General features: G+C 61.9%; 19 protein-coding genes. 8 read left to right on the top strand and 11 right to left on the bottom strand.

The window, feature by feature from the left end; genetic code table 11:
- Window positions 1–150 precede the first annotated feature (150 nt).
- On the top strand, window positions 151–513 hold the full coding sequence (locus tag C7401_RS35295) for a transposase (RefSeq protein ID WP_220092890.1): 363 nt from the start codon (window positions 151–153) through the stop codon (window positions 511–513).
- Here the strand turns inward: C7401_RS35295 and C7401_RS35290 are convergent.
- Together C7401_RS35290 and C7401_RS35285 are read right to left on the bottom strand one after the other, a co-directional pair.
- Window positions 505–909 carry a DUF934 domain-containing protein gene (locus C7401_RS35290; RefSeq protein ID WP_112176685.1) on the bottom strand — a complete coding sequence of 135 codons (405 nt, stop codon included), beginning with the start codon at window positions 907–909 and terminating at the stop codon, window positions 505–507. The genes C7401_RS35295 and C7401_RS35290 overlap by 9 nt on opposite strands.
- Entirely contained in the window at window positions 906–2,696 is a 1,791-nt protein-coding gene (locus tag C7401_RS35285; RefSeq protein ID WP_112176684.1) for a nitrite/sulfite reductase, read from the bottom strand. Before C7401_RS35285 ends, C7401_RS35290 begins: the two co-directional genes overlap by 4 nt.
- Window positions 2,697–2,962: 266 nt before the next feature.
- On the opposite strand from C7401_RS35285, the gene C7401_RS35280 reads away from it, so the two are divergent.
- The gene (locus C7401_RS35280) at window positions 2,963–3,166 is read left to right on the top strand and encodes a DUF2970 domain-containing protein (RefSeq protein ID WP_112176683.1); all 204 of its coding nucleotides are present in this window, start codon (window positions 2,963–2,965) and stop codon (window positions 3,164–3,166) included.
- A gap of 62 nt (window positions 3,167–3,228) precedes the next feature.
- On the opposite strand, the gene C7401_RS35275 is transcribed toward C7401_RS35280, so the two are convergent.
- The 4 genes from C7401_RS35275 to C7401_RS35260 form a co-directional block, all read right to left on the bottom strand.
- Complete coding sequence (locus C7401_RS35275; protein WP_112176682.1) at window positions 3,229–3,633, bottom strand: RidA family protein; 405 nt, start codon at window positions 3,631–3,633, stop codon at window positions 3,229–3,231.
- Window positions 3,623–4,756 (bottom strand): DSD1 family PLP-dependent enzyme, encoded by a 1,134-nt coding sequence (locus C7401_RS35270; RefSeq protein ID WP_112176681.1) that lies wholly within the window; start codon window positions 4,754–4,756, stop codon window positions 3,623–3,625. Before C7401_RS35270 ends, C7401_RS35275 begins: the two co-directional genes overlap by 11 nt.
- Window positions 4,757–4,760: 4 nt before the next feature.
- On the bottom strand, window positions 4,761–5,438 hold the full coding sequence (locus tag C7401_RS35265) for an HAD-IA family hydrolase (protein ID WP_112176680.1): 678 nt from the start codon (window positions 5,436–5,438) through the stop codon (window positions 4,761–4,763).
- A gap of 120 nt (window positions 5,439–5,558) precedes the next feature.
- The gene (locus tag C7401_RS35260) at window positions 5,559–6,464 is read right to left on the bottom strand and encodes a LysR family transcriptional regulator (protein ID WP_112176679.1); all 906 of its coding nucleotides are present in this window, start codon (window positions 6,462–6,464) and stop codon (window positions 5,559–5,561) included.
- A gap of 202 nt (window positions 6,465–6,666) precedes the next feature.
- On the opposite strand from C7401_RS35260, the gene C7401_RS35255 reads away from it, so the two are divergent.
- The 5 genes from C7401_RS35255 to C7401_RS35235 all read left to right on the top strand — a co-directional run bounded on the left by C7401_RS35255 (window position 6,667) and on the right by C7401_RS35235 (window position 12,381).
- Complete coding sequence (locus C7401_RS35255) at window positions 6,667–6,972, top strand: DUF4148 domain-containing protein (RefSeq protein WP_112176678.1); 306 nt, start codon at window positions 6,667–6,669, stop codon at window positions 6,970–6,972.
- Between the two features lie 411 nt (window positions 6,973–7,383).
- Window positions 7,384–9,774: a DUF3141 domain-containing protein gene (locus C7401_RS35250; protein WP_112176677.1), complete on the top strand. Its 2,391-nt coding sequence runs from the start codon at window positions 7,384–7,386 to the stop codon at window positions 9,772–9,774.
- A gap of 82 nt (window positions 9,775–9,856) precedes the next feature.
- Window positions 9,857–11,038 carry an acetate/propionate family kinase gene (locus C7401_RS35245; protein ID WP_112176676.1) on the top strand — a complete coding sequence of 394 codons (1,182 nt, stop codon included), beginning with the start codon at window positions 9,857–9,859 and terminating at the stop codon, window positions 11,036–11,038.
- Window positions 11,039–11,066: 28 nt separating this feature from the next.
- Window positions 11,067–11,849 carry an enoyl-ACP reductase FabI gene (gene fabI, locus C7401_RS35240; RefSeq protein WP_112176675.1) on the top strand — a complete coding sequence of 261 codons (783 nt, stop codon included), beginning with the start codon at window positions 11,067–11,069 and terminating at the stop codon, window positions 11,847–11,849.
- Window positions 11,850–12,057: 208 nt separating this feature from the next.
- Window positions 12,058–12,381 carry a hypothetical protein gene (locus C7401_RS35235; RefSeq protein WP_112176674.1) on the top strand — a complete coding sequence of 108 codons (324 nt, stop codon included), beginning with the start codon at window positions 12,058–12,060 and terminating at the stop codon, window positions 12,379–12,381.
- Window positions 12,382–12,461: 80 nt separating this feature from the next.
- Here the strand turns inward: C7401_RS35235 and C7401_RS35230 are convergent, their stop codons facing one another.
- Window positions 12,462–12,902 (bottom strand): potassium channel family protein, encoded by a 441-nt coding sequence (locus C7401_RS35230; RefSeq protein ID WP_112176673.1) that lies wholly within the window; start codon window positions 12,900–12,902, stop codon window positions 12,462–12,464.
- Window positions 12,903–13,211: 309 nt separating this feature from the next.
- On the opposite strand from C7401_RS35230, the gene C7401_RS35225 reads away from it, so the two are divergent.
- Window positions 13,212–14,384, top strand: coding sequence for a monovalent cation:proton antiporter-2 (CPA2) family protein (locus tag C7401_RS35225; RefSeq protein ID WP_112176672.1), 1,173 nt, complete (start codon window positions 13,212–13,214; stop codon window positions 14,382–14,384).
- 146 nt (window positions 14,385–14,530) lie between these two features.
- Here C7401_RS35225 and C7401_RS35220 read toward each other — a convergent pair whose 3' ends face one another.
- From C7401_RS35220 to C7401_RS35205, 4 genes are all read right to left on the bottom strand, one after another.
- A complete protein-coding gene (locus C7401_RS35220) occupies window positions 14,531–15,643 on the bottom strand; it encodes a branched-chain amino acid ABC transporter substrate-binding protein (protein WP_372460441.1) in 1,113 nt (370 codons plus the stop codon).
- 151 nt (window positions 15,644–15,794) lie between these two features.
- Window positions 15,795–16,145 (bottom strand): cupin domain-containing protein, encoded by a 351-nt coding sequence (locus tag C7401_RS35215; protein WP_090836865.1) that lies wholly within the window; start codon window positions 16,143–16,145, stop codon window positions 15,795–15,797.
- Window positions 16,146–16,161: 16 nt separating this feature from the next.
- The gene (locus tag C7401_RS35210; RefSeq protein ID WP_112176670.1) at window positions 16,162–17,544 is read right to left on the bottom strand and encodes an NAD(P)/FAD-dependent oxidoreductase; all 1,383 of its coding nucleotides are present in this window, start codon (window positions 17,542–17,544) and stop codon (window positions 16,162–16,164) included.
- Between the two features lie 108 nt (window positions 17,545–17,652).
- The gene (locus C7401_RS35205) at window positions 17,653–19,053 is read right to left on the bottom strand and encodes an amino acid permease (protein ID WP_112176669.1); all 1,401 of its coding nucleotides are present in this window, start codon (window positions 19,051–19,053) and stop codon (window positions 17,653–17,655) included.
- Between the last annotated feature and the right edge of the window lie 47 nt (window positions 19,054–19,100).

Raw genomic sequence — 19,100 nt, 5'->3', positions numbered from 1 at the left:
ACCACTGATCTATTGATTGCGACAGGTCCAACTGGAAAATGCGTTTTTCACTCATGTTGGAACTGCGATCGCGGCGTTTATACGCCGTTCCAATCGGACAGCGCATAGCAGGAGCCGTATCCTGCGCCAGCGTAATTATTGTCGCTTGATATGTCCGAATATCGACCGCTTAGCGACAGTGACTGGGCTCGCATTGCCAGCCTCTTTCGGTATGATGAAATGAGGCGTTATGGGAAAGTGCGGCGTCACCCACGCGACGTCATGGACGCTGTCCTGTGGGTGCTGTCACAACGCAAATCCTGGAAAGATCTGCCCGCTGACATGCCGCCGATCAAGACCTGCTACATCAAGTGCCTCCAATGGCGCCGGGATGGAACGTTGATGCAAGTGGAGCACTTGCTCGGAATAAACTTGATCTTCCCCGATGCGGTGCACTCGAACCCATCTCATGGGAAGCAAGGCGTTCGCGATCTCTTGCGCGTCGCGAGCCAGACGAAGACGCCGCTAACGTGACACTGGCCAGCGCCAGGGCGCGTCACGCAGCACATCGCCCTGATAGAACGCCGGAAAGCGTTCCAGTTGCCGAAGCGCATCCTCGACGCGAACGCCATCGCCCAACACCGCGCTGGAAAAGCCCATGCGCTCCATCTGAAGCAGTTGATCCACGAGCACGTCGCCCGTTGCACGCAAATCGCCGCGAAAACCCAACCGGCGTCTGATGAGATAGGCCTGGGTAAAGGCGCGCCCGTCGGTGAAGGCAGGGAACTGCAACTCGACGCGCGTGGCGCCCGAGATGTCGGCGGCATGCGCAAGCGGGTCCGCGTCGTTGGGCAGCGTCAGGACGACTGCCGGGTGATCGTCGGCATGCTCTGCGGCGCCTAGAAGCCGAATACGCGAAGCCTTCGTCATACAGCCTCCACCGCCGTTGCGCGCACCGTGTCCGCGGCGGCCTTGAAGGGATCGAGCCCGACGCGGCGCACGGTTTCGATGAACGTCTCGCGGCGCTCGCCAATCTGCTCGCGCAGCGCCAGATAGCAGCCGATCACCGCTTCGACGGCATCCGTCACTTCATGCGCCGCGAACGACGGGCCGATGACCTTGCCGGGCCGTGCCTCGCCGCTGCGCGCGGAGCCGTCTGCGCCGCCAAGCGTGATCTGGTACCACTCCGCGCCGTCCTTGTCGACGCCGAGAATACCGATATGCCCGCTGTGATGATGGCCGCACGAATTGATGCAGCCGCTGATATGCAGATCGATCTCGCCGATGTCATTGAGTTCGTCGAGGTCCTGGTAGCGCGCCATGATGCTCTGCGCGATGGGCAGCGAGCGCGCGTTGGCGAGCGCGCAAAAGTCGCCGCCGGGACACGAGATCATGTCGGTGAGCAGATGCACGTTGGCGCTCGCGAGCTGCACTTCGACAGCCGCTTGCCAGAGCGGCAGCAGGTCGTCGGCATGCACCCACGGCAGCACGATGTTCTGCGTGTGCGTGACGCGCGCTTCGCCCGCTGAGAAGCGGTCCACGAGATCCGCCACGCGTTCGAGCTGCTCCGCCGACGCATCGCCGGGCGCCTGCAACAGGCGCTTGAAGGAGAGGGTGACGATGCGCATCGACGGGTTCTTGTGCGGCGCGACGTTGCGCTCCAGCCAGCGCCGTAGCTGAGGCGTTTGCAGGGCGGCCGCTTCGAGCGCAGCAGCGGCGGCCGGGTCGGCAGGCGTGCACGCGGCCACCTGCGGCGGCACGACGAAGTACCTGCTCATGCGGTCGAACTCGGCCTGCGGAATCGTGTGCGGACCGCCGTCGCACTCCACGATCTGCCGGAACTCTTCTTCGACTTCGTCGATAAAGCGTTGCCCTTCGGCTTTCGCGAGTATCTTGATGCGCGCCTTGTATTTGTTGTCGCGCCGGCCGAACTGGTTGTACACGCGCACGACCGCCTCGATGTAATTCATGATGTGCCGCCACGGCAGGAATTCGCGCAGCACGACGCCGATGACCGGCGTGCGGCCCATGCCGCCGCCCACCGCTACGCGAAAGCCCAACTCGCCGTTCTCGTCGTGCAGGAGACGCAAGCCGACGTCGTGCCAGCCCGTCGCGGCGCGATCTTCCGTGGCGCCTGTCATTGCGATCTTGAACTTGCGGGGCAGGAACGCGAACTCGGGATGCAGCGTCGTCCACTGACGCATGATCTCGGCAAAAGGGCGCGGATCGGCGATCTCGTCGGGCGCCACGCCCGCGCGCTCATCGCAGGAGATGTTGCGGATGCAGTTGCCGCTCGTCTGGATGCCGTGCATGTCGACCGTGGCGAGCAGGTCCATCACATCGGCGGCTTTCGACAGCGGAATCCAGTTGAACTGGACATTGGTGCGCGTCGTGAAGTGCGCGTGATGCGTCGGCAGGCGCACGGTGCCGAGCTTGCGCTGGGCCGCAAGCGCACTGCGGTAGACCTCGGCCTCAGGCGCGTCATATTCGCGGGCAATGCGGGCGAGCACCCGAAGCTGCGCGCTCGACAGCTCTCCATAGGGAACCGCAACGCGCAACATGGGCGCGTGCCGCTGCACATACCAGCCGTTTTGCAGGCGAAGCGGGCGAAATGCGTCTTCGCTCAGCGTGCCGTCTTGCCAGCGCTCGATCTGATCGCGGAACTGGGCCGCGCGGCTCGCCACGAAGGCCTTGTCGAATTCGTTGTAGCGGTACATGGTGACGGCGCAAAGGCCAGGGCCAGAGTGAACACGGAGCCAAGACCTTATCGCGCGCTACCTGGCGCCTCAAGCAGCAGATGGCGCTTAAATGAGCGCAGCAGAGGCTGTACGCACATGGCGTGCAGGATCCCGGTCTCGTGGCGGTGGCAAAGCCGTCCCGGCTGCACCGGTCAAATCGTTCGTGTCTGCTGCTTTTTCTGTACCCCGAGAGGGTTCAACATCGCTCCATACGATCGAGTCGATCGAGCGAAATGGAGAAAATGATGGAAGTCCTGCGCATGGTACGCATTGTTTTGTGGAGCTTCTTCGGCGTGCGCAAGAGCGCGGCCCACGAAGCCGACTTCGCCAATGTGAACTTCAGCTGGCTGCCATTCGTGGCGGTGGGGCTGGCGGTTTTCATTGGTGCTTGCCTGCTCGGAGTCGTGCTGCTGGTCGCGCACTCCACCGGCACCGCGCAGGGGTTCTGAGCCTTCCTGTTCCGTCGACTTTAGCGTTGCGAGCGCGCTTGCGTCCATGCGCCGGAAGGCGCTTATGCCAGCGCCGTCGCTTCCACCTCGATCTTGAAGCCGTAGTGGAGCGGGCCGACCGGCACGATCGCGCGGGCCGGTCGCGCCTCGCCCGCCCAGTCTGCGTAGATCCGATTGAAGCCCGGCCAATGCTCGATATCGGCGAGATACACGCGAACCTGCACCAGTTGCGCGATGCTGCTGCCCGCACCGTTCAGCGCCGCTTCGAGATTCGCGAGCACCTGGCGGGCTTGCTCCTCGAACGACGCGTCGGTCAGCTTTCGGCCCTGCGCGTCGATGGGCAACTGGCCGGACACGAACACCAGCCCGTTTGCGATCGCCACGTGACTGTAGTGGCCGCCCGGCGTCGCGAGTCCTGCCGGGTTTTCCATGCGCGGCAAGCGCGCGCCCGATTCGTTACCAGCCATGAAAGCGGCTCCATAAAGTCGTTTCGTCATTGTCGGACAGCGCGTGATACTCCGGGAACTGCGCACCCGTCGCACAGGCATGATTGGGCAGGATGCGCAGCTTCGTGCCGATCGGGAAAAGCGCCGTCAGGCTCTTTCCCTGCGTTCCCTGCACCGGCGACAGAATGCCGTGCTCCTGATTCGCGCCGCTTAATATCCAGTCGTTCAACGGTGTGCCATCGAGCGTACAGGGCAAACCATAGCCGAAATCCCGCGTTTGTTTCGACGTTCCGCGATCGCGGCTCATTGCCATCCAGCCCGCGTCCAGAATCACCCAGTCTTTCTCGGGTTGATGACCAATCACGGTTGCGAGCACGCTCAAAGCGATATCGTCGGTCGAGCATACACCGACGTTGTGCATGACGAGATCGAAAAAGACATACACGCCCGCCCGCACCTCGGACACGCCATCGAGGTTCCTTGCGGCCAACGCGGTGGGCGTCGACCCGACGCTCACCGTCTCGCAAGGAAAACCCGCGTCGCGCAGGCGCTGTGCGGCGCGAACGCACCCTGAGCGCTCCCGCTCGGCCAGCGCGGATAGCGCATCAGGCGTATGGAGTTCGTAGCTGGACCCCGCATGCGTCATTACCCCGCCAAGCTTGATGCCGCCGTCGTGCAGAATGCGCCCGACTTCCAGCAGCGCATCCTGCTCCGGGTCGATCCCCGAACGATGTCCGTCCGTGTCGACCTCGATCCAGACTTCGAACGTTTCCCCTTGCGCGGCGCAAAACTGCGCGACGTCGGCTGCGGCGAGTATGTTATCGACCACCAGCTTCAAGTCGCAGCCTTGTTGTTTCAGCGCCATCGCTCTTGGCAGTTTCGAACGCGCGATACTGACCGCATAGAGAATATCGGCGATGCCAGCCGCGAAGAACGCTTCCGCTTCCTTTAGCGTGGATACCGTGATGCCGCTCGCACCCGCCGCCAGTTGCGCGCGCACCACCTCCAGGCATTTGGTCGTTTTCACATGCGGCCGGAACCTCACGCCGAGTGCGTTCATGCGCGACTGCATGCGTTGAATGTTCCGGTTCATCCGTGCGACATCGATGAGGGCGGCGGGGGTATCGAGTTCGTCGAGTTTCATGGTTTCAGGCAGACAGATTGGTGTGAGCCGGCGCGCCGAAACGCTTGCACCAGGGCACCAGCGCATCAAGCGTGGGCGCTTCGATTTCAGGCGGCGGCGCGCCTTCTACCAACGACAGACCGACCCTGTTGTGCCAGTAAGTGCGCAGGCCGACTGCGGCGGTGCCGAACATGTCGTAGCTCGACCCCGCGACGAAAGCCGCATCCGAAGGCGCCACGCGAAGCGCGGCGAGCGCAAGGCGATATGGCGCCGGATCCGGTTTGTATGTGCCGGCCTCTTCGGCCGTGACCACGGCATCCCATTTGACCGGCATGAGCGCCGCCGCCTGGCGGCCAAGCCGTATCGAACAGTTGGTGACGATGGCCAGCTTGCAATGCGGTTGCAGTTGCCGCAAGACCTCGACCGTCCCGCTCCACGGCGCCAGGTTCAGCCAGTTGGCTTCCAGCGCATAGGCTGCGGATTCCGGCAGGCCCGTGCGGGTTGCCGCTTGCCGCACGAGTTGTTCGTAGTCGACATATCGGCCGCATCCGTAAGTCAAACGCAGGTACTCGGCGCGCCACACCTTGCCCGCCTGCTCCGAACCGGCGGCGCTGTTCCAGAGCGTCCATGAGTCGAGTAGCGCGGTGAGCAGATCGAAGAGGACCGCCTTCGGGTAGGCGTCCGGCACAGATGGATGGCTCATGAGCGAGGCAACTCCCTTGATGTCGTTCGTGCCACCCAGTATAGAGTTTGAACACGCATTGCCGATTTGGCCAGATGAAATCAATGATTCACAAAAGCCGAATATCGGTTGATGCGCCGTTTAGCTTCGCCACGGCGGCTGCGGTTTGAATCGCGCCTGCATATAGCGCATGAACTGGCGGGTGCGGGCGGGCAAGCCCGCGCGATTGCGGGTGAGCGCGATCACGTCGGCGTCGCCGGCTTTCCAGGCGGGAAGCAGGCGCACGAGATCGCCCTTTGCGAGATCGTCGGCGACATCCCATTCCGAGCGGAGAATGACGCCGCGGCCCTCGCACGCCCACTGCCGAACCACGTCGCCGTCGTTGCAGCACAACTTCGACGACACCCTGACGCTGCGCGTCGTCCGGCCCTTGCGGAACTGCCAGAGCGATGCGTCTTCGTTGTTCTCGCGTAGCACGATACAGGGAAGTTGCCGCAGATCGTCCGGGGTTTCGGGGTTCGGGAAACGCTTCAAAAGCGCCGGGGCGGCGCAGACGAAGCGTGCATTTGGCGCGATCGCATAGCCGATCAGATTCGACGCCGGCAGCTCGCCGATGTGAACCACGATGTCATAGCGCTCGGCCGTTTCGCTCAAGGGTTGATCGGTGAGGGTCAGTTCGATGTCGACATCGGGATTGTCCCGCTGGAAGGCGGAAACGACGGAAGCGAGATGGCGCCGCCCGAACCCTAGCGGCGCGCGAATCTTCACGGTGCCGGCGAGCCCGCCCTGGCGCGCGCGCACATCGTCGAACAACGCGTCGAATTGCTGCACGAGGTCGGCGCCGCGCTGGCACAACAGCGTGCCTTCCTCGGTAAAGCGCAACCGGCGAGCCGTGCGGTCGATGAGGCGCGTATCGAGCTTCCGTTCGATCTGTTGCAGCCGCTGTGTGACCGTGGGTGGCGAAATCCCCAGTGTTCTCGCCGCCGCAACCAGGCTGCCGGCCTCTCGTATCGTCAGCAGGAAACGAATGTCGCTTGAATCGTTCATGTGGGTATCGTCGGGGCGAGAGCAAAGCCCCCATTATCGCCACGTGTCGGTCCGCGCGCTAACGGCGTTATGCGCCGAATGCGCGGTTGGGCTGGACGCTGTGCGCCGGTGTGTGCGTCGAGACCGACAGCTGCGCATGAGCCGCCGTGTCGGCGCTGGTATCATCGTTTGTGCTGCGTGGCCTAACAAAAGGGGACGTGATATGAAGCATTCACCGAAGATCTGGCCGATGATTTGCGCGTTGACGATCTCGTTCGCTGGCATGGCCGCCGGAGGCTTGGCGCAAGGCGCGACCCATCTGAGCGAAAAGCAATGCCGCGATCTCGCCGCGATCAAGAGCCACGCGCCTGTCACAAAAGAGCAAAACCAGAGTGAGCTGGCCGCGCTGAGGAAGGCGGGCTATGACCCGAGAAGGTTCGATCCGCACTATCCGCAAAACCTGCATGCGGCGCAGCATCAGGTCGATCGCTGGTATCAGGCGGAATGCCCTCAGGCGCAGCACAATTGAGGCGGACCCGCACACCGGCCAGGGGTTCTTTGGCCTGCCGGTCTCCATGCTCTCAACGTACGTCGCGGCGCATGACCGGCGGGCGGTCAAAGATGGCATGCGGTAACGAATCTGTCACACTGGTCTGCCAGTGTGACAGAGGGAGACGCCCCTCGCCGCTGTAATAACAATGAGAATTCTTATCAAGAATATTAGTAAGTATTCCTGTTATTCCACTATTTTCATGATGCGATCCTGATCGCCCTGTCACCGATCTGTATTTAGCCGTTTTTTCACCCGATTTCCTGTAGATAGCTCGCCGGTTATGCGAAACGGCTCGGCAAGTACGAGCCGCACATGTCTTCGTCCGCCTGAATCTTCAGACCACGGACGTGTCCCGTCCCACTCGTTCCCGGTTCACGAGGTGATGCAATGACAGACCTAGCCAATCGATATGCACGTAGCCAGGAAGTCGGAAGCAAGGTTGCCCGGCTCCTCGCAAAACGATCGGAACTCGCGCAATCGCAATTCAGGCAGCGCGTCGCGGACGCGGCAGAGCGGCTGGACGACACGGACAAGCGCGCGCAGGGCAGTCCGGCATGGGCAACGGCGTTGGATCCCTGGGCCGGCTACCGCTACGCAATGGATGTCGCCGAGCGTTCCGTACTCTTCTGGGACACCTTGCGTCAGCGCGGAAACGGCTTCGTCGACCAGGCGCGCCACGGTCTTCAGCCTGTTCTGCATTTCGACCATGAACTCGTTGTCGACGGCCGCACGCTCGCCCGGCCGGTCAACTACGCGCTCGTGCGGCTGCTGCCGCCCGAAGGCGTTGTCGTGGACGTTAGCAAGCGTCCTTACGTGATCATCGACCCGCGCGCGGGCCACGGCCCCGGCATAGGCGGTTTCAAGGACGACTCGCAGGCCGGCGTGGCGCTAAAGGCCGGCCACTGCGTGTATTTCGTCATCTTCTTTCGCGATCCGGAACCTGGCCAGACGATGCTCGACGTGTGCGCGGCGGAAGAGCAGTTCATCAGGAAGGTGTGCGAACTGCACCCCGACAGCCCGAAGCCGGCCATCGTCGGCAACTGCCAGGGCGGCTGGGCTGCGATGATGCTGGCGAGTTCCGATCCGGACCATACGGGGCCGCTCGTCATCAATGGCGCTCCAATGTCCTACTGGAGCGGCGCGTGGAGCGAAGGCGAAGGCGACAATCCGATGCGCTATTCCGGCGGCATGCTGGGAGGCACCTGGCTCGCGTCGCTGACGGCGGACCTCGGCAACGGCAAGTTCGACGGCGCGCATCTCGTGCAGAACTTCGAGAACCTCAATCCCGCGAACAGCCTGTGGGACAAGTACTATCACCTGTTCGACAACGTCGATACCGAACCGCCGCGCTTTCTCGACTTCGAGCGCTGGTGGGGCGGCTACTACCTGATGAACCGCGAGGAGATCGAGTGGATCACGCGCAACCTGTTCGTGGGCAACAAGCTCTGGTCGGGCGAGGTGCGCGGTCTTGACGGTGCGGCGTTCGATCTGCGGGAAATCAAGTCGCCGATCGTCCTGTTCGCGTCTCTCGGCGACAACATCACGCCGCCCCAGCAGGCATTCAACTGGGTCGCCGACATTTACGGAAGCACGGAGGAAATCAAGGCGCGCGGACAGGTGATTGTCGGGCTCGTGCACCAGAGCATCGGTCATCTCGGCATTTTTGTTTCGGGCAAGGTGGCGAAGAAGGAGCATCAGCAGATCGCATCCGTGCTCGAAGCGATCGAATCCTTCCCGCCCGGTCTCTACGGCATGGAGATTGCCGAAAGCCGGGGCGAGGACGGCAAAACGCAATACGACGTGTCGTTCCAGGAGTATCGGCTCGAAGATATCGCCGCGCGCCTGAACCGGTTCGAGCGTACCGATGAGCAGCCGTTCGAGGCCGTCAAGCGCGTGTCGGAACTGAACCAGCGTACGTACGAACTCTTCCTGCAACCGTGGGTGCGGGCGTTCTCGAACGAAACGACGGCGACGTTGCAGCGTCAGTTTCATCCGCTGCGCGCGCAACGCTGGGCGTTTTCCGACCTGAATCCGTGGCTCGCGTGGCTCGGCCCGACCGCCGAGGCGGTCCGGGCGAAGCGGCATGCCGAAACCCATGATGACACCCGGTTGAGGGCGGTCGAGCACTGTGGCTCGGAAATGCTCAGCGCATCGCTCGACTTCTACCGCGCGATGCGCGACGCCATGACGGAAAGCGCGTTCTTCTCGTTGTACGGAAACCTGTATCGCGTGGAACACGATGAAGAGGCGAGCGCCCGTCCCGCGGAGCCGGCGGGCGACCACCGCAATCTGCCCTACGTGAGGGATGCGCTGGCCTCGATGAGAGAGGGCGGCTATACGGAAGCGCTCGCGCGCGCCGCTTGCCTGCTCGCGCGCCGGGGCGAGCCGCTGCCGCTCGCGCGGCTTGCCCTGCGCCACGAACTTGCGAAGGACTATGCCGCCTGGCTGCCCCAGCTTCCCGGCGACCAGTGGAGACGCGTGCGCGGCGAGCAGGAGATCATCGTGCGCTACGAGCCGGAGCAGGCGCTCGCGACGCTGCCGGATCTGCTGAAAGACCGCAAAGACCGGGAGAAGCTGTTAGAGCTGGCTGAAAAGCTTCTGGCCGACAGGCGCGTTCAGGAAGCGGGGCCGACCGCCGCTCAACTCGGCATGCTCGACAAGATCCGTTCGTCCCTGCCTGTGGAAAGCGGACCGGTGGCGCTATCTGTCGCTTCGAAGCATCCGGCACCGGATGCACCGCCCGCGCGCGTGGCGCCTGGCCTCAAGGAGGCATCGTGAATCGCGAACACGCAATGTGCGACCGGTTCGTGGCCGAAAAGCGCCGGGAAGATGCGCGGTTGATGGGATAAAGGGGAAGCCAATGGCCGATGTCATTCTCGTTCTCAACGCGGGTTCTTCGAGCATCAAGTTCAGCGCGTTCAATGCAGGGTCGCCAGACCTGCCGCTTGTCATGCGCGGGCAGATCGAAGGATTGCTTTCTTCACCGCATTTCGTCGCGTTCGACGGGAAAGGCAGTCAGACCGGCGAGGCGAACTGGCGCGACAGTCCCATCGGGCATGAGGAGGCGGTCACATACATCGCCCAGTTTCTGCGCGGTCATCGCGACGGCAATCAGCTCGTCGCGGTCGGGCATCGTGTGGTTCACGGCGGCCAGGGCTTCTCGAAGCCCGTGGCCGTCACACCCGGCGTGCTCGATGAACTCGAGAAACTCACGCCGCTCGCGCCACTACATCAGCCTCACAACCTGAAGCCAATTCGTGTCATCGCGGAGCGCAATCCGGATGTGCCGCAGGTCGCGTGTTTCGATACCGCGTTTCATGCGACACAGCCGGCGCTTGCGTCTACATTTGCGCTGCCGGCGGCGTTGACGGCGCAAGGCGTGCGGCGATACGGCTTCCACGGCCTGTCGTATGAATACATCGCGAGAACATTGCCGGATATCGCGCCCGAGGCAGCGAGAGGCCGCACGGTCGTTGCCCACCTCGGCAATGGCGCGAGCATGTGCGCGCTGAACGCAGGCCGCAGTGTCGCGAGCACGATGGGCTTCACCGCGCTCGATGGACTGCCGATGGGCACGCGCAGCGGCAATCTCGATCCCGGCGTGATTCTCTATCTGCTCGACGAACTGAAAATGGATACGCGCGGTGTCGAGGACTTGCTGTACCGCCACTCGGGGCTGCTGGGCGTATCGGGTATTTCGGGCGACATGCGCACGCTGCTGGCCAGCGACGACGCGCGGGCGGCCTTCGCGATCGATTTATACGCGTATCGCATCGGGCGCGAGCTGGGGTCACTCGCCGCCGCGCTCGGGGGACTCGATGCGCTGGTGTTTACGGCGGGTATCGGTGAGCACTCGCCGGAGATCCGGCGACGGGCCTGCGAACAGGCCCGCTGGTGCGGCGTGGAAATCGACGGCAGCGCCAACGAGGCCGGTGCGCCCTGCATCAGCACGGCGTCGAGCAAAGTCGCGGTGTGGGTCATCCCGACCAACGAAGAACTCATGATCGCCCGTCATACGCGGGAAGTGGCGGGCATTGCGTGAGATGGCCTGATCGCCGAGGAGGAGTCCGATGAACCAGAGCATTCAACATCCGGTGCTGGCGGGAAAGAAGGCGCTTGTGACGGGCGTCGCCAACGACCATTCGATTGCCTATGGCTGCGCGAAAGCGTTCCATGAAGTGGGCGCCGATCTCGCGATTACCTACGCCGATGAAAAGGCCAGGTCATACGTCGAACCGCTGGCAAAAGAACTCAACGCGCCCATTTTCATGCCGCTCAATGTGTCGCGGCAAGATGAGCTGGAAGCGGTATTCGAGCGGATTGCGAGCGAATGGGGCGAACTCGACATACTCGTGCATTCCGTCGCATGGGCGCCAAAGAGCGATTTGCAGGGAGGGCTGCTCAACTGCTCCGCCGAGGGCTTTGCGGCGGCGATGGACATTTCATGCCATTCGTTCGTGCGCATGGCTCGGCTCGCCGCGCCGTTGATGAAGAACGGCGGCTCCCTGTTCGCAATGAGCTATTACGGCGCGAACAAGGTGGTCCCGAACTACAACGTCATGGGGCCGGTCAAGGCGGCGCTGGAAGCGTGCGCGCGCTATCTCGCGTATGAACTGGGTCCGCAGCAGATCCGGGTGCACGCCGTATCGCCCGGGCCTTTGAAAACGCGTGCGGCATCGGGCTTGAAAGACTTCGACGTGCTGCTCACGCAGGCGGCCGAACGTGCACCGCTTGGCGAACTGGTCGACATCATGGACGTGGGCTTCACCTGTGCCTATCTCGCGACGCCGTACGCACGGCGATTGTCTGGCGAGACGCTCTATGTGGACGGTGGCGTCCACATCATGGCTTAGGGTAAGCACCGAATCGGGGCAGCGTGCCAAATCGGGGCAAAGGGCCAATGAGGGTATCTCATAGTGGCCGATCACTGACGCCGCGTCGTGGAGGTGATAGATTGCTAACAGGCTCACGCCAGGGGAAGATCGGCGATGAGCCGTTCGCGGCTAGAGTTGGTGACTATCGGGTAATGTCGGTACGAAGATCCTCACGAAAGGATACGCCATGTCCCGCCGATACATTGCTGCTGCCTTTCTCATCCCTTCATTGGCGCTGGCGTTCCAGCCTGTCCCTGTTCCGGAATGTCGGGCCGCGAGTTCCGGCGCCTCGACTCAGGAAACCATCGCCGCCGCCAAATGCCGCGCGCGATCGCTCATCGCGGGGGCCTATAACCGCACCGAGGGCGATGCGATGAGCGCGGTCTCCGAGTGCGCCGGGACCTTCGACGAGGTACTCAACCATCGGCTGACCGAAGGCGTATCCCACGACGAACTGGTCGTGATGTGCGCCGACACGGCCATGCACATGGGCCTCATGAAGCTTGACTAGCGGGAAGCTTTCAACGCATGACGGCCCATGCGGGAACGGCATATCTCCACACCGCGCCCGGCACGTGCCTGCTTTCCCGGCTATTCCTGCTGGAGCCGGGCATGGTGGTACTTGATCACATCCATGACCGCAGCCGTCATCACCGAAGTGGAAACGCCGAACATCAGGATGCCATTGGCTGCTTCGATTGGGCCAAGCATGCGCCATTCCTTGGACATGACGATGTCGCCGTAGCCCAGCGTGATGAAATTGACCGCGGAGTGATATAGCGCGGTGGCGAAATCAGAAAATTCGCCTAATACCATGAACAACGCGGCCCAGATTGCCATTTGGGCAAAATTGCAGAGCAAGGTCAGCAGCATCACGGTAACCAATAGCAGGACGTCCACCCACAGCAAATCCTGTCCCTTGACGTTGCGCCGGAAGCGCGCGTACCGGCGCAGGCAGACCGCGACCACCACGGCTTGCAGCAACAGGCACAGGATCATGGCCGGCGCGGCGGCTAGTAGATTGTGTAGCATGACTGACTCCGTCGTCAGGGGCGCGCAGGCGAAAAGGGCGCGGCATTCGGGATGTGGAGATCGCCAATTGAAAACTGGCTGACCGTGCCATCATAGAATGGCTGACATATTGATGCCGAATGGGCGGTCAAGTCGGATTTCCTTTATCGGCGTAAAGCAGGATGCGCGGGACGCAACATGGCGGAACGTGACTGGCTTGCGAACATGCATTCAGGCATGTGATGGTCCGTTCACCTGGATTCCGCCTGACTCAAGTGGCCGGCCTGCCGTGAATCGGGGCAATGTGGCGGCATTGATTGGGGACATCGCATGACAAAGATGCTGATCGATGTAGTCATCTTTCTGGGGTCCGCGCTGATTGCGGTACCGCTCGCCGTCCGCCTCGGCTTTGGTGCCGTGCTCGGTTATCTGGTGGCGGGCATCATGATCGGTCCGTGGGCGCTGAGGCTCGTGACCGACATCGACGCGATTCTCCATTTTTCGGAATTGGGTATCGTGTTGATGATGTTCGTGATCGGACTCGAAATGCGGGTCGACGCGCTTTGGGCAATGCGTCGCACCATCTTTGGCTACGGCACGATGCAGATGACCGTGTGTGCCGCCGCGCTGCTGGGCGTCTTCGTGATGTTGGGGTTGCCATGGCGCATTGCGTTGACCGGCGGTCTCGCGCTGTCGCTGTCGTCCACCGCAATGGTCATGTCGGAACTTCAGGACCGCGAACTGATGGACATGCCAACCGGCCGGGCCGGCTTCGGCATTCTGCTGTTCCAGGATATGGCAGCCATTCCACTCATTGCTCTCCTGCCATTGCTCGCCCCGAAGGTTGCCGTTTCCGCATCGGAACCGGGGTGGCTGCTGGCGTTGAAAGCGCTCGTCATGCTCGTCGCGGTGGCGCTTGCCGGTCGCTATCTGCTGAATATGGTGCTGCGCGTGATCAGCAGCATCGAAGTCCCCGAGATTTTCACCGCGTTTGCACTGCTCTGGATAATTGGCATTGCTTTGCTGATGCAGACCGTCCATCTCTCGATGTCGTTGGGCGCCTTCGTCGCAGGTGTACTGCTCGCCGATTCGGAACATCGTCATCAGATAGAAGTCGACATGGCTCCATTCAAGGGGCTGCTGCTCGGCTTGTTTTTCATTGCAGTGGGCATGTCCATCGACTTCGGCGTCTTGCTGCGCGAACCGGTCCGTGTCGCCGTACTGGTCGTGGCGCTGGTTGGCATCAAGACGATCGCGCTGTGGCTTCTCGCAAACCGATTTGGCGTGCCGGCTACGCAACGGTCTTACTTTGCCATTCTGCTCTCGCAAGGCGGCGAGTTTGCATTTGTGGTGATGGCCGCGTCATTGGCGGCAGGCGTTATCGATCAACGCCAGTCGTCGCTCGTCACGCTGGTCGTCGCGCTTTCGATGGTGTCGACGCCTTTACTGTTGCTCGTGCACCGCCGGCTATTTCAGCCATTTTTCAGTCGTGAGCCTGGATAGGGTGAGCAGGCATTTCCCCGCCCGCGCGCGCATCGCCTGGAACAAACGCTGACGCCCGCGGCGATAGCGTGTTTTGACGAGCGAGCGGGAGTGTCTAATCCAGCCGATCGACCGGGTACGCTTGAACAGGTACCCGGCGTCTTCGCTTACCTGACGTAAGGAACGGGCAAGCCGTTTCGAATCACGTACACGGTTGTCGGCGCACCCTTGAGATTGCCTTCGGCGTCGAAGGAGTACGTGCCGGCGACTCCCTTGTATTGTTCCTTCGCCAGTTGTGCGATCAGCTTGCTTTTGTCACTTGTCGTCGCGGCTTTCGTCATGGCGTCGGCCAACATTTTTACGCCGTCGTAGTAGTTGACCGCGTAAACCTGCATGTCCGTATGATAGGTGTCCTTATACTTCTTGATGAATTGTCTCCCTTCCGCGGTCTGGTCCAGGGCCACTCCGCCTTGAGAACAGTAGACAATTGAGGCCGCATCGCCTGCCACTCTTCCCATGTCGGCTGTACAGATAGCGTCACCGCCAAGCAACTTCGCGCTCAGACCACGCTGCCGCATCTGTTTAACCATCGGCGCAGCCTGGGATGCGTAGCCGCCGAAGAAAATCACATCGGGGTTTTTCGCTTTGAGCGCCGTGAGAATGCCGAGAAAATCGACGGCCTGGCCGTTGGTGAATTGCTTGTCGACAATTTCCAGGCCGTTTGCCTTGGCCGATTCCTCAAACTGTTCCGCGATGCCCTGCCCATATGCCGAGCGGTCGTCGATGATGGCAACCGTTTTGGCTTTCAACTCCCTGGCGGCGAAGTCCCCCATCGTCCCGCCAAGTTGGGCGTCGCTGGCGCCAATCCGGAAGATGTTCTTGAAGCCTTGCTTCGTAATCGCCGGGTTGGATGCTACGGGCAGGAGAGGCACCCCCGCATTGTTGTAGAGGCGAGACGCAGGAATCGCCACGCCGGAGTTGTACGGCCCCAGGACAGCGACGACGTTGTGGTCAATGAGGTTCTGTGCAACCTGAACGCCTGTTTTGGGGTCGGCCTGATCATCTTGCGACTCCAGCTTGAACGTTACCTTCTTGCCCGCGATCAGCACCCCTTGTTTATTGAGTTCGTCGACCGCCATCCGCGCGCCATATTCATTGTCCTTGCCGTTTGCCGCTTGAGGCCCCGTTAGCGGGGCGGAATGCCCGATCACGACAACTTCCTGTGCCATTGACGGCAGTGCTAGTGCGACCGACGTGCAGGCTGTCGCGCCAAGAATCATGAATTTACGCATGCTTGATCTCCAAACGATAGGTTAGTTTTATCGATACCCTGCGGTCTGTGCTTTTCAGCTAAATCTCTCAGCTAAATAAAACGTCGCCTGGCCGTCGGCATCGCGAACTCGCCGCTTTCCCGATGCTCGCGGATCAGGTTCAATAAATCGCGTAGATCTTGCGAACGGGCTCCAGGACATCCCAGCGCCCCGTCCAACCGGGCGGCAAGATCACGAGATCGCCACCGACGATCTCGGTCACTTCACCCGTCGAGTCATCGGTGAGCCTGGCGCGGCCGGAAATGATGTACGTAAACTCGGTATCGGGACGGTTTATCACCGGCCAGCCTCCTGGCTGACATTCCCAGATCCCCAGATTGCCAACCGCCTCGGGCGCAACAGTCTTGACGGCAATCTGGGGATCGCCGCTATCGGCCCCGGCGCGTTGACCGGCTGAGGCGAGTCGGGCCGAAGCAATATCGGCGGCTTTGACAATGGTGAACTTCGTCATGCATCACTCCTTTTTTTCAATGGGCGCCCGTCAGCTTTTCGAGGACGCGTGCGGTACGCGATGGTTGCCTGGTGACACGTTCTTCGAAATCGCTGAAGCCCGCCGCCGTGAGACCGCCGTTGACGCCTATCCACCGGAAAGGCTCCGGCTCCCACGCCGGTGAGCGATGGTTCACCACGGGCAGCTGGTTGATCTCCTCGTCGCGATCGAGAATCAGATTGCGCAGAATGCGGCCGGCCAGGTTGCTCGTTGCGACGCCATCGCCGACATAATTTCCCGCCCACGCAACGCGCGCGTCCTTGTCCATGCTCACAGTCGGGCACCAGTCCCGCGACACACCGAGCGCGCCGCCCCAGCGATGCGTGATGCGGGCCGCGGCCAGGTCGGGGAAGAACTCGAGCATCGCGGCGTGGATGTTGGCATGCACCTTGTCGACGAGGTCGTCTTCCGGCGCCATCCGGGAGCCGAAGCGGTATGGGGCGCCGCGACCGCCAAACACCAGGCGGCCTTCCGCCGTTACTTGTCCATAAACTCTCAGGTGGCGCATGTCATTGAAGGCCAGGCGATGATCGAGTCCCAGCCGCTGGCGCAGCGCCTGAGGCAGCGGCTCCGTTGCCAGTACCAGGGAGTAGAGCGGAATGACGGAGCGGCTGCTATCCGGAAGCTGGCACGAAAATGCCTCCGTTGCGCGCACAACCGTTCTCGCCGTGATGCCGCCATGCGCGGTGCTCACCTTTCCAGGTGCGATGCGGAGCGCGGCTGTCTTCTCGAAAATTCGCGCGCCCATGGCCTCCACAACGGCTGCCAGTCCGCGCACCAGCTTGCCAGGATGGATCAGCGCGCAATGCTCGGTGTAAAGGCCGCCCAGCACATGCCGGGCTCCGATCCGGGTCGAAGCCTGCTTCGCATCGAGCGTGCGCCATTGATCCGGCAATCCAAAGCGAACCGACGCATCGACTGACGCCTGAATTCGATCGAACTGTGGCTGGCTCCGGGCAAGGGAAAGAAAGCCTTGCTTTGCATAGTCCGCATCGATGCCTTCAAGATCGAGCACGCGTCCAATTTCGCTTACTGTCTCGTTCATCGCTGCCTGCAAATGCAATGCCGCAGCGTGCGAATACATGTGCGCCACGCGTTCGAGCGAAATCGGAAATATTGCCGACGCCCAGCCGCCGTTGCGGCCGGAAGCGCCGAAGCCGACCGTTTCCCGCTCCAGCAGCACAACGTTTAACGATGGCTGCGCCTTCAGCAGATAGTACGCAGTCCATAACCCTGTATACCCTGCGCCGACGATTACGACATCGGCCTGCGCTTCGCGCTCCAGCGTGTCGCGCGCGCGCGAGGGCGCGTGCCACAGCGGGCGGTTTGGAATCTGCGTCAGTTCTTGTGCGGACGGCATCCGTCTCTCCTACCAATCCAGGTTCTTGTTCATGCCATTCGGGGGGCATTGCCCGCTGCGACGATCACCGTGCAGGTGCGAGGTGTGGGTCGAGTTGTCGATTCGGCGTTACGTGCGATTCGCCGCCGACGGTGTTGCTGTCCGCATCTGCTTGCGCTTGCCTTTGGCGCAGAACGCCGGGTAGGAGGCCAGGATGACGACCAGTGCGACGACGCTTTGCAGAAGGCTGATCTGCGTCTTCGGATCCATCGCCATGCTGACCAGAACCGCGACGATCGTGACGGTCACGAGGAGCGGCAGCCACGGATGGCCCCACATGCGCAGCTTCAGCACGCCACGACGTTCCCATTCGCCTCTTAGCTTCAGTTGCGACAGGCAGATCATCAGATAGACGAACAGAAACACCGCACCCGACGAGTTGATCAGGAAGAGGAAGACCGTATCGGGCCAGAGCGCCGCGATCACCACACAGCCATATCCGACGAGCGTTGACGCGATGACGCCCAGGGCAGGGACGCCGCGTCCATTGACACCTCCCAGCCACTTCGGTGCTTCGTTGTTCGAACTGAGGACCAGCAGCAGACGCGACGATGTATAAAGTCCGGCGTTGAGCACGGACAGCACGGCCACGAGGATCACGGCTGTCAATACGGTTGCGGCGCCGGGGATGCCTATCTTTTCGAGCGTCGCCACGAACGGGGATTGGCCCGGCACGATGTCCGTCCACGGCTGGGCAACGACGATGAAGAACGCGGAAAGAACGAAAAAGATCAGGATGCGTGCCATCACCGTATTGACCGCACGGCGAACGTTGCGCTCAGGATGCTCGGATTCGGCAGCCGCAATGGTCGCGACTTCCACGCCTGTCATGGAGAAGATCACGACCACGACGCCCGTGAAAAGCTTGCCCACCCCTTTGGGAAAGAAGCCACCGTGGGCGGTGAGGTTGGAGAACGTCGCGGTCGATCCTGGCCACAAATGGAAGACGTAGGCGCCCGCGATGATCAGGAAAGCGGCAATGGCAACGATCTTGACGCCAGCGAACCAGTATTCGGCTTCGCCGAACGATTTGACGGACAACAGATTGAGCGCCGTCATCATCACCATCAGCCCTAGCGAGATGATCCAGACGGGCAGGGTGGGCAACCACGCATGAATGGTCTGCCCGCCGACAACGGCCTCGAACCCGACCACGATCACCCAGAAATACCAGTACAGCCACCCCATCGCATAGCCGGCGACATCGCCGTAAGCGAGGCGCGCGTAGTCGACAAACGACCCCTTCGTGGGGTGAGCCGCCGCCATTTCGCCCAGCATGCGCATGATCAGTGCGACGATCAGCCCGGTGATGGCGTAGGTGATGAACGCGCCGGGTCCGGTCGATGCAATGACTGCGCTGGAGCCTACGAACAAGCCTGCTCCGATCACGCCTCCGAGCGCCAGCATGCTGATGTGCCGGGTTTTCAGAGCATGTTTCAGCCGTGGATCGAGTTCCGTCTGAATAGGCATTGGTTGTCTCCTGGAATCGAAATGTGTCTTTTGTTACCTCCATTAAA

It is taken from the genome of Paraburkholderia unamae, from assembly GCF_003268775.1.
Classification (GTDB): Bacteria; Pseudomonadota; Gammaproteobacteria; order Burkholderiales; family Burkholderiaceae; genus Paraburkholderia; species Paraburkholderia unamae.
This window is presented reverse-complemented; position numbering and strand designations above follow the sequence as displayed.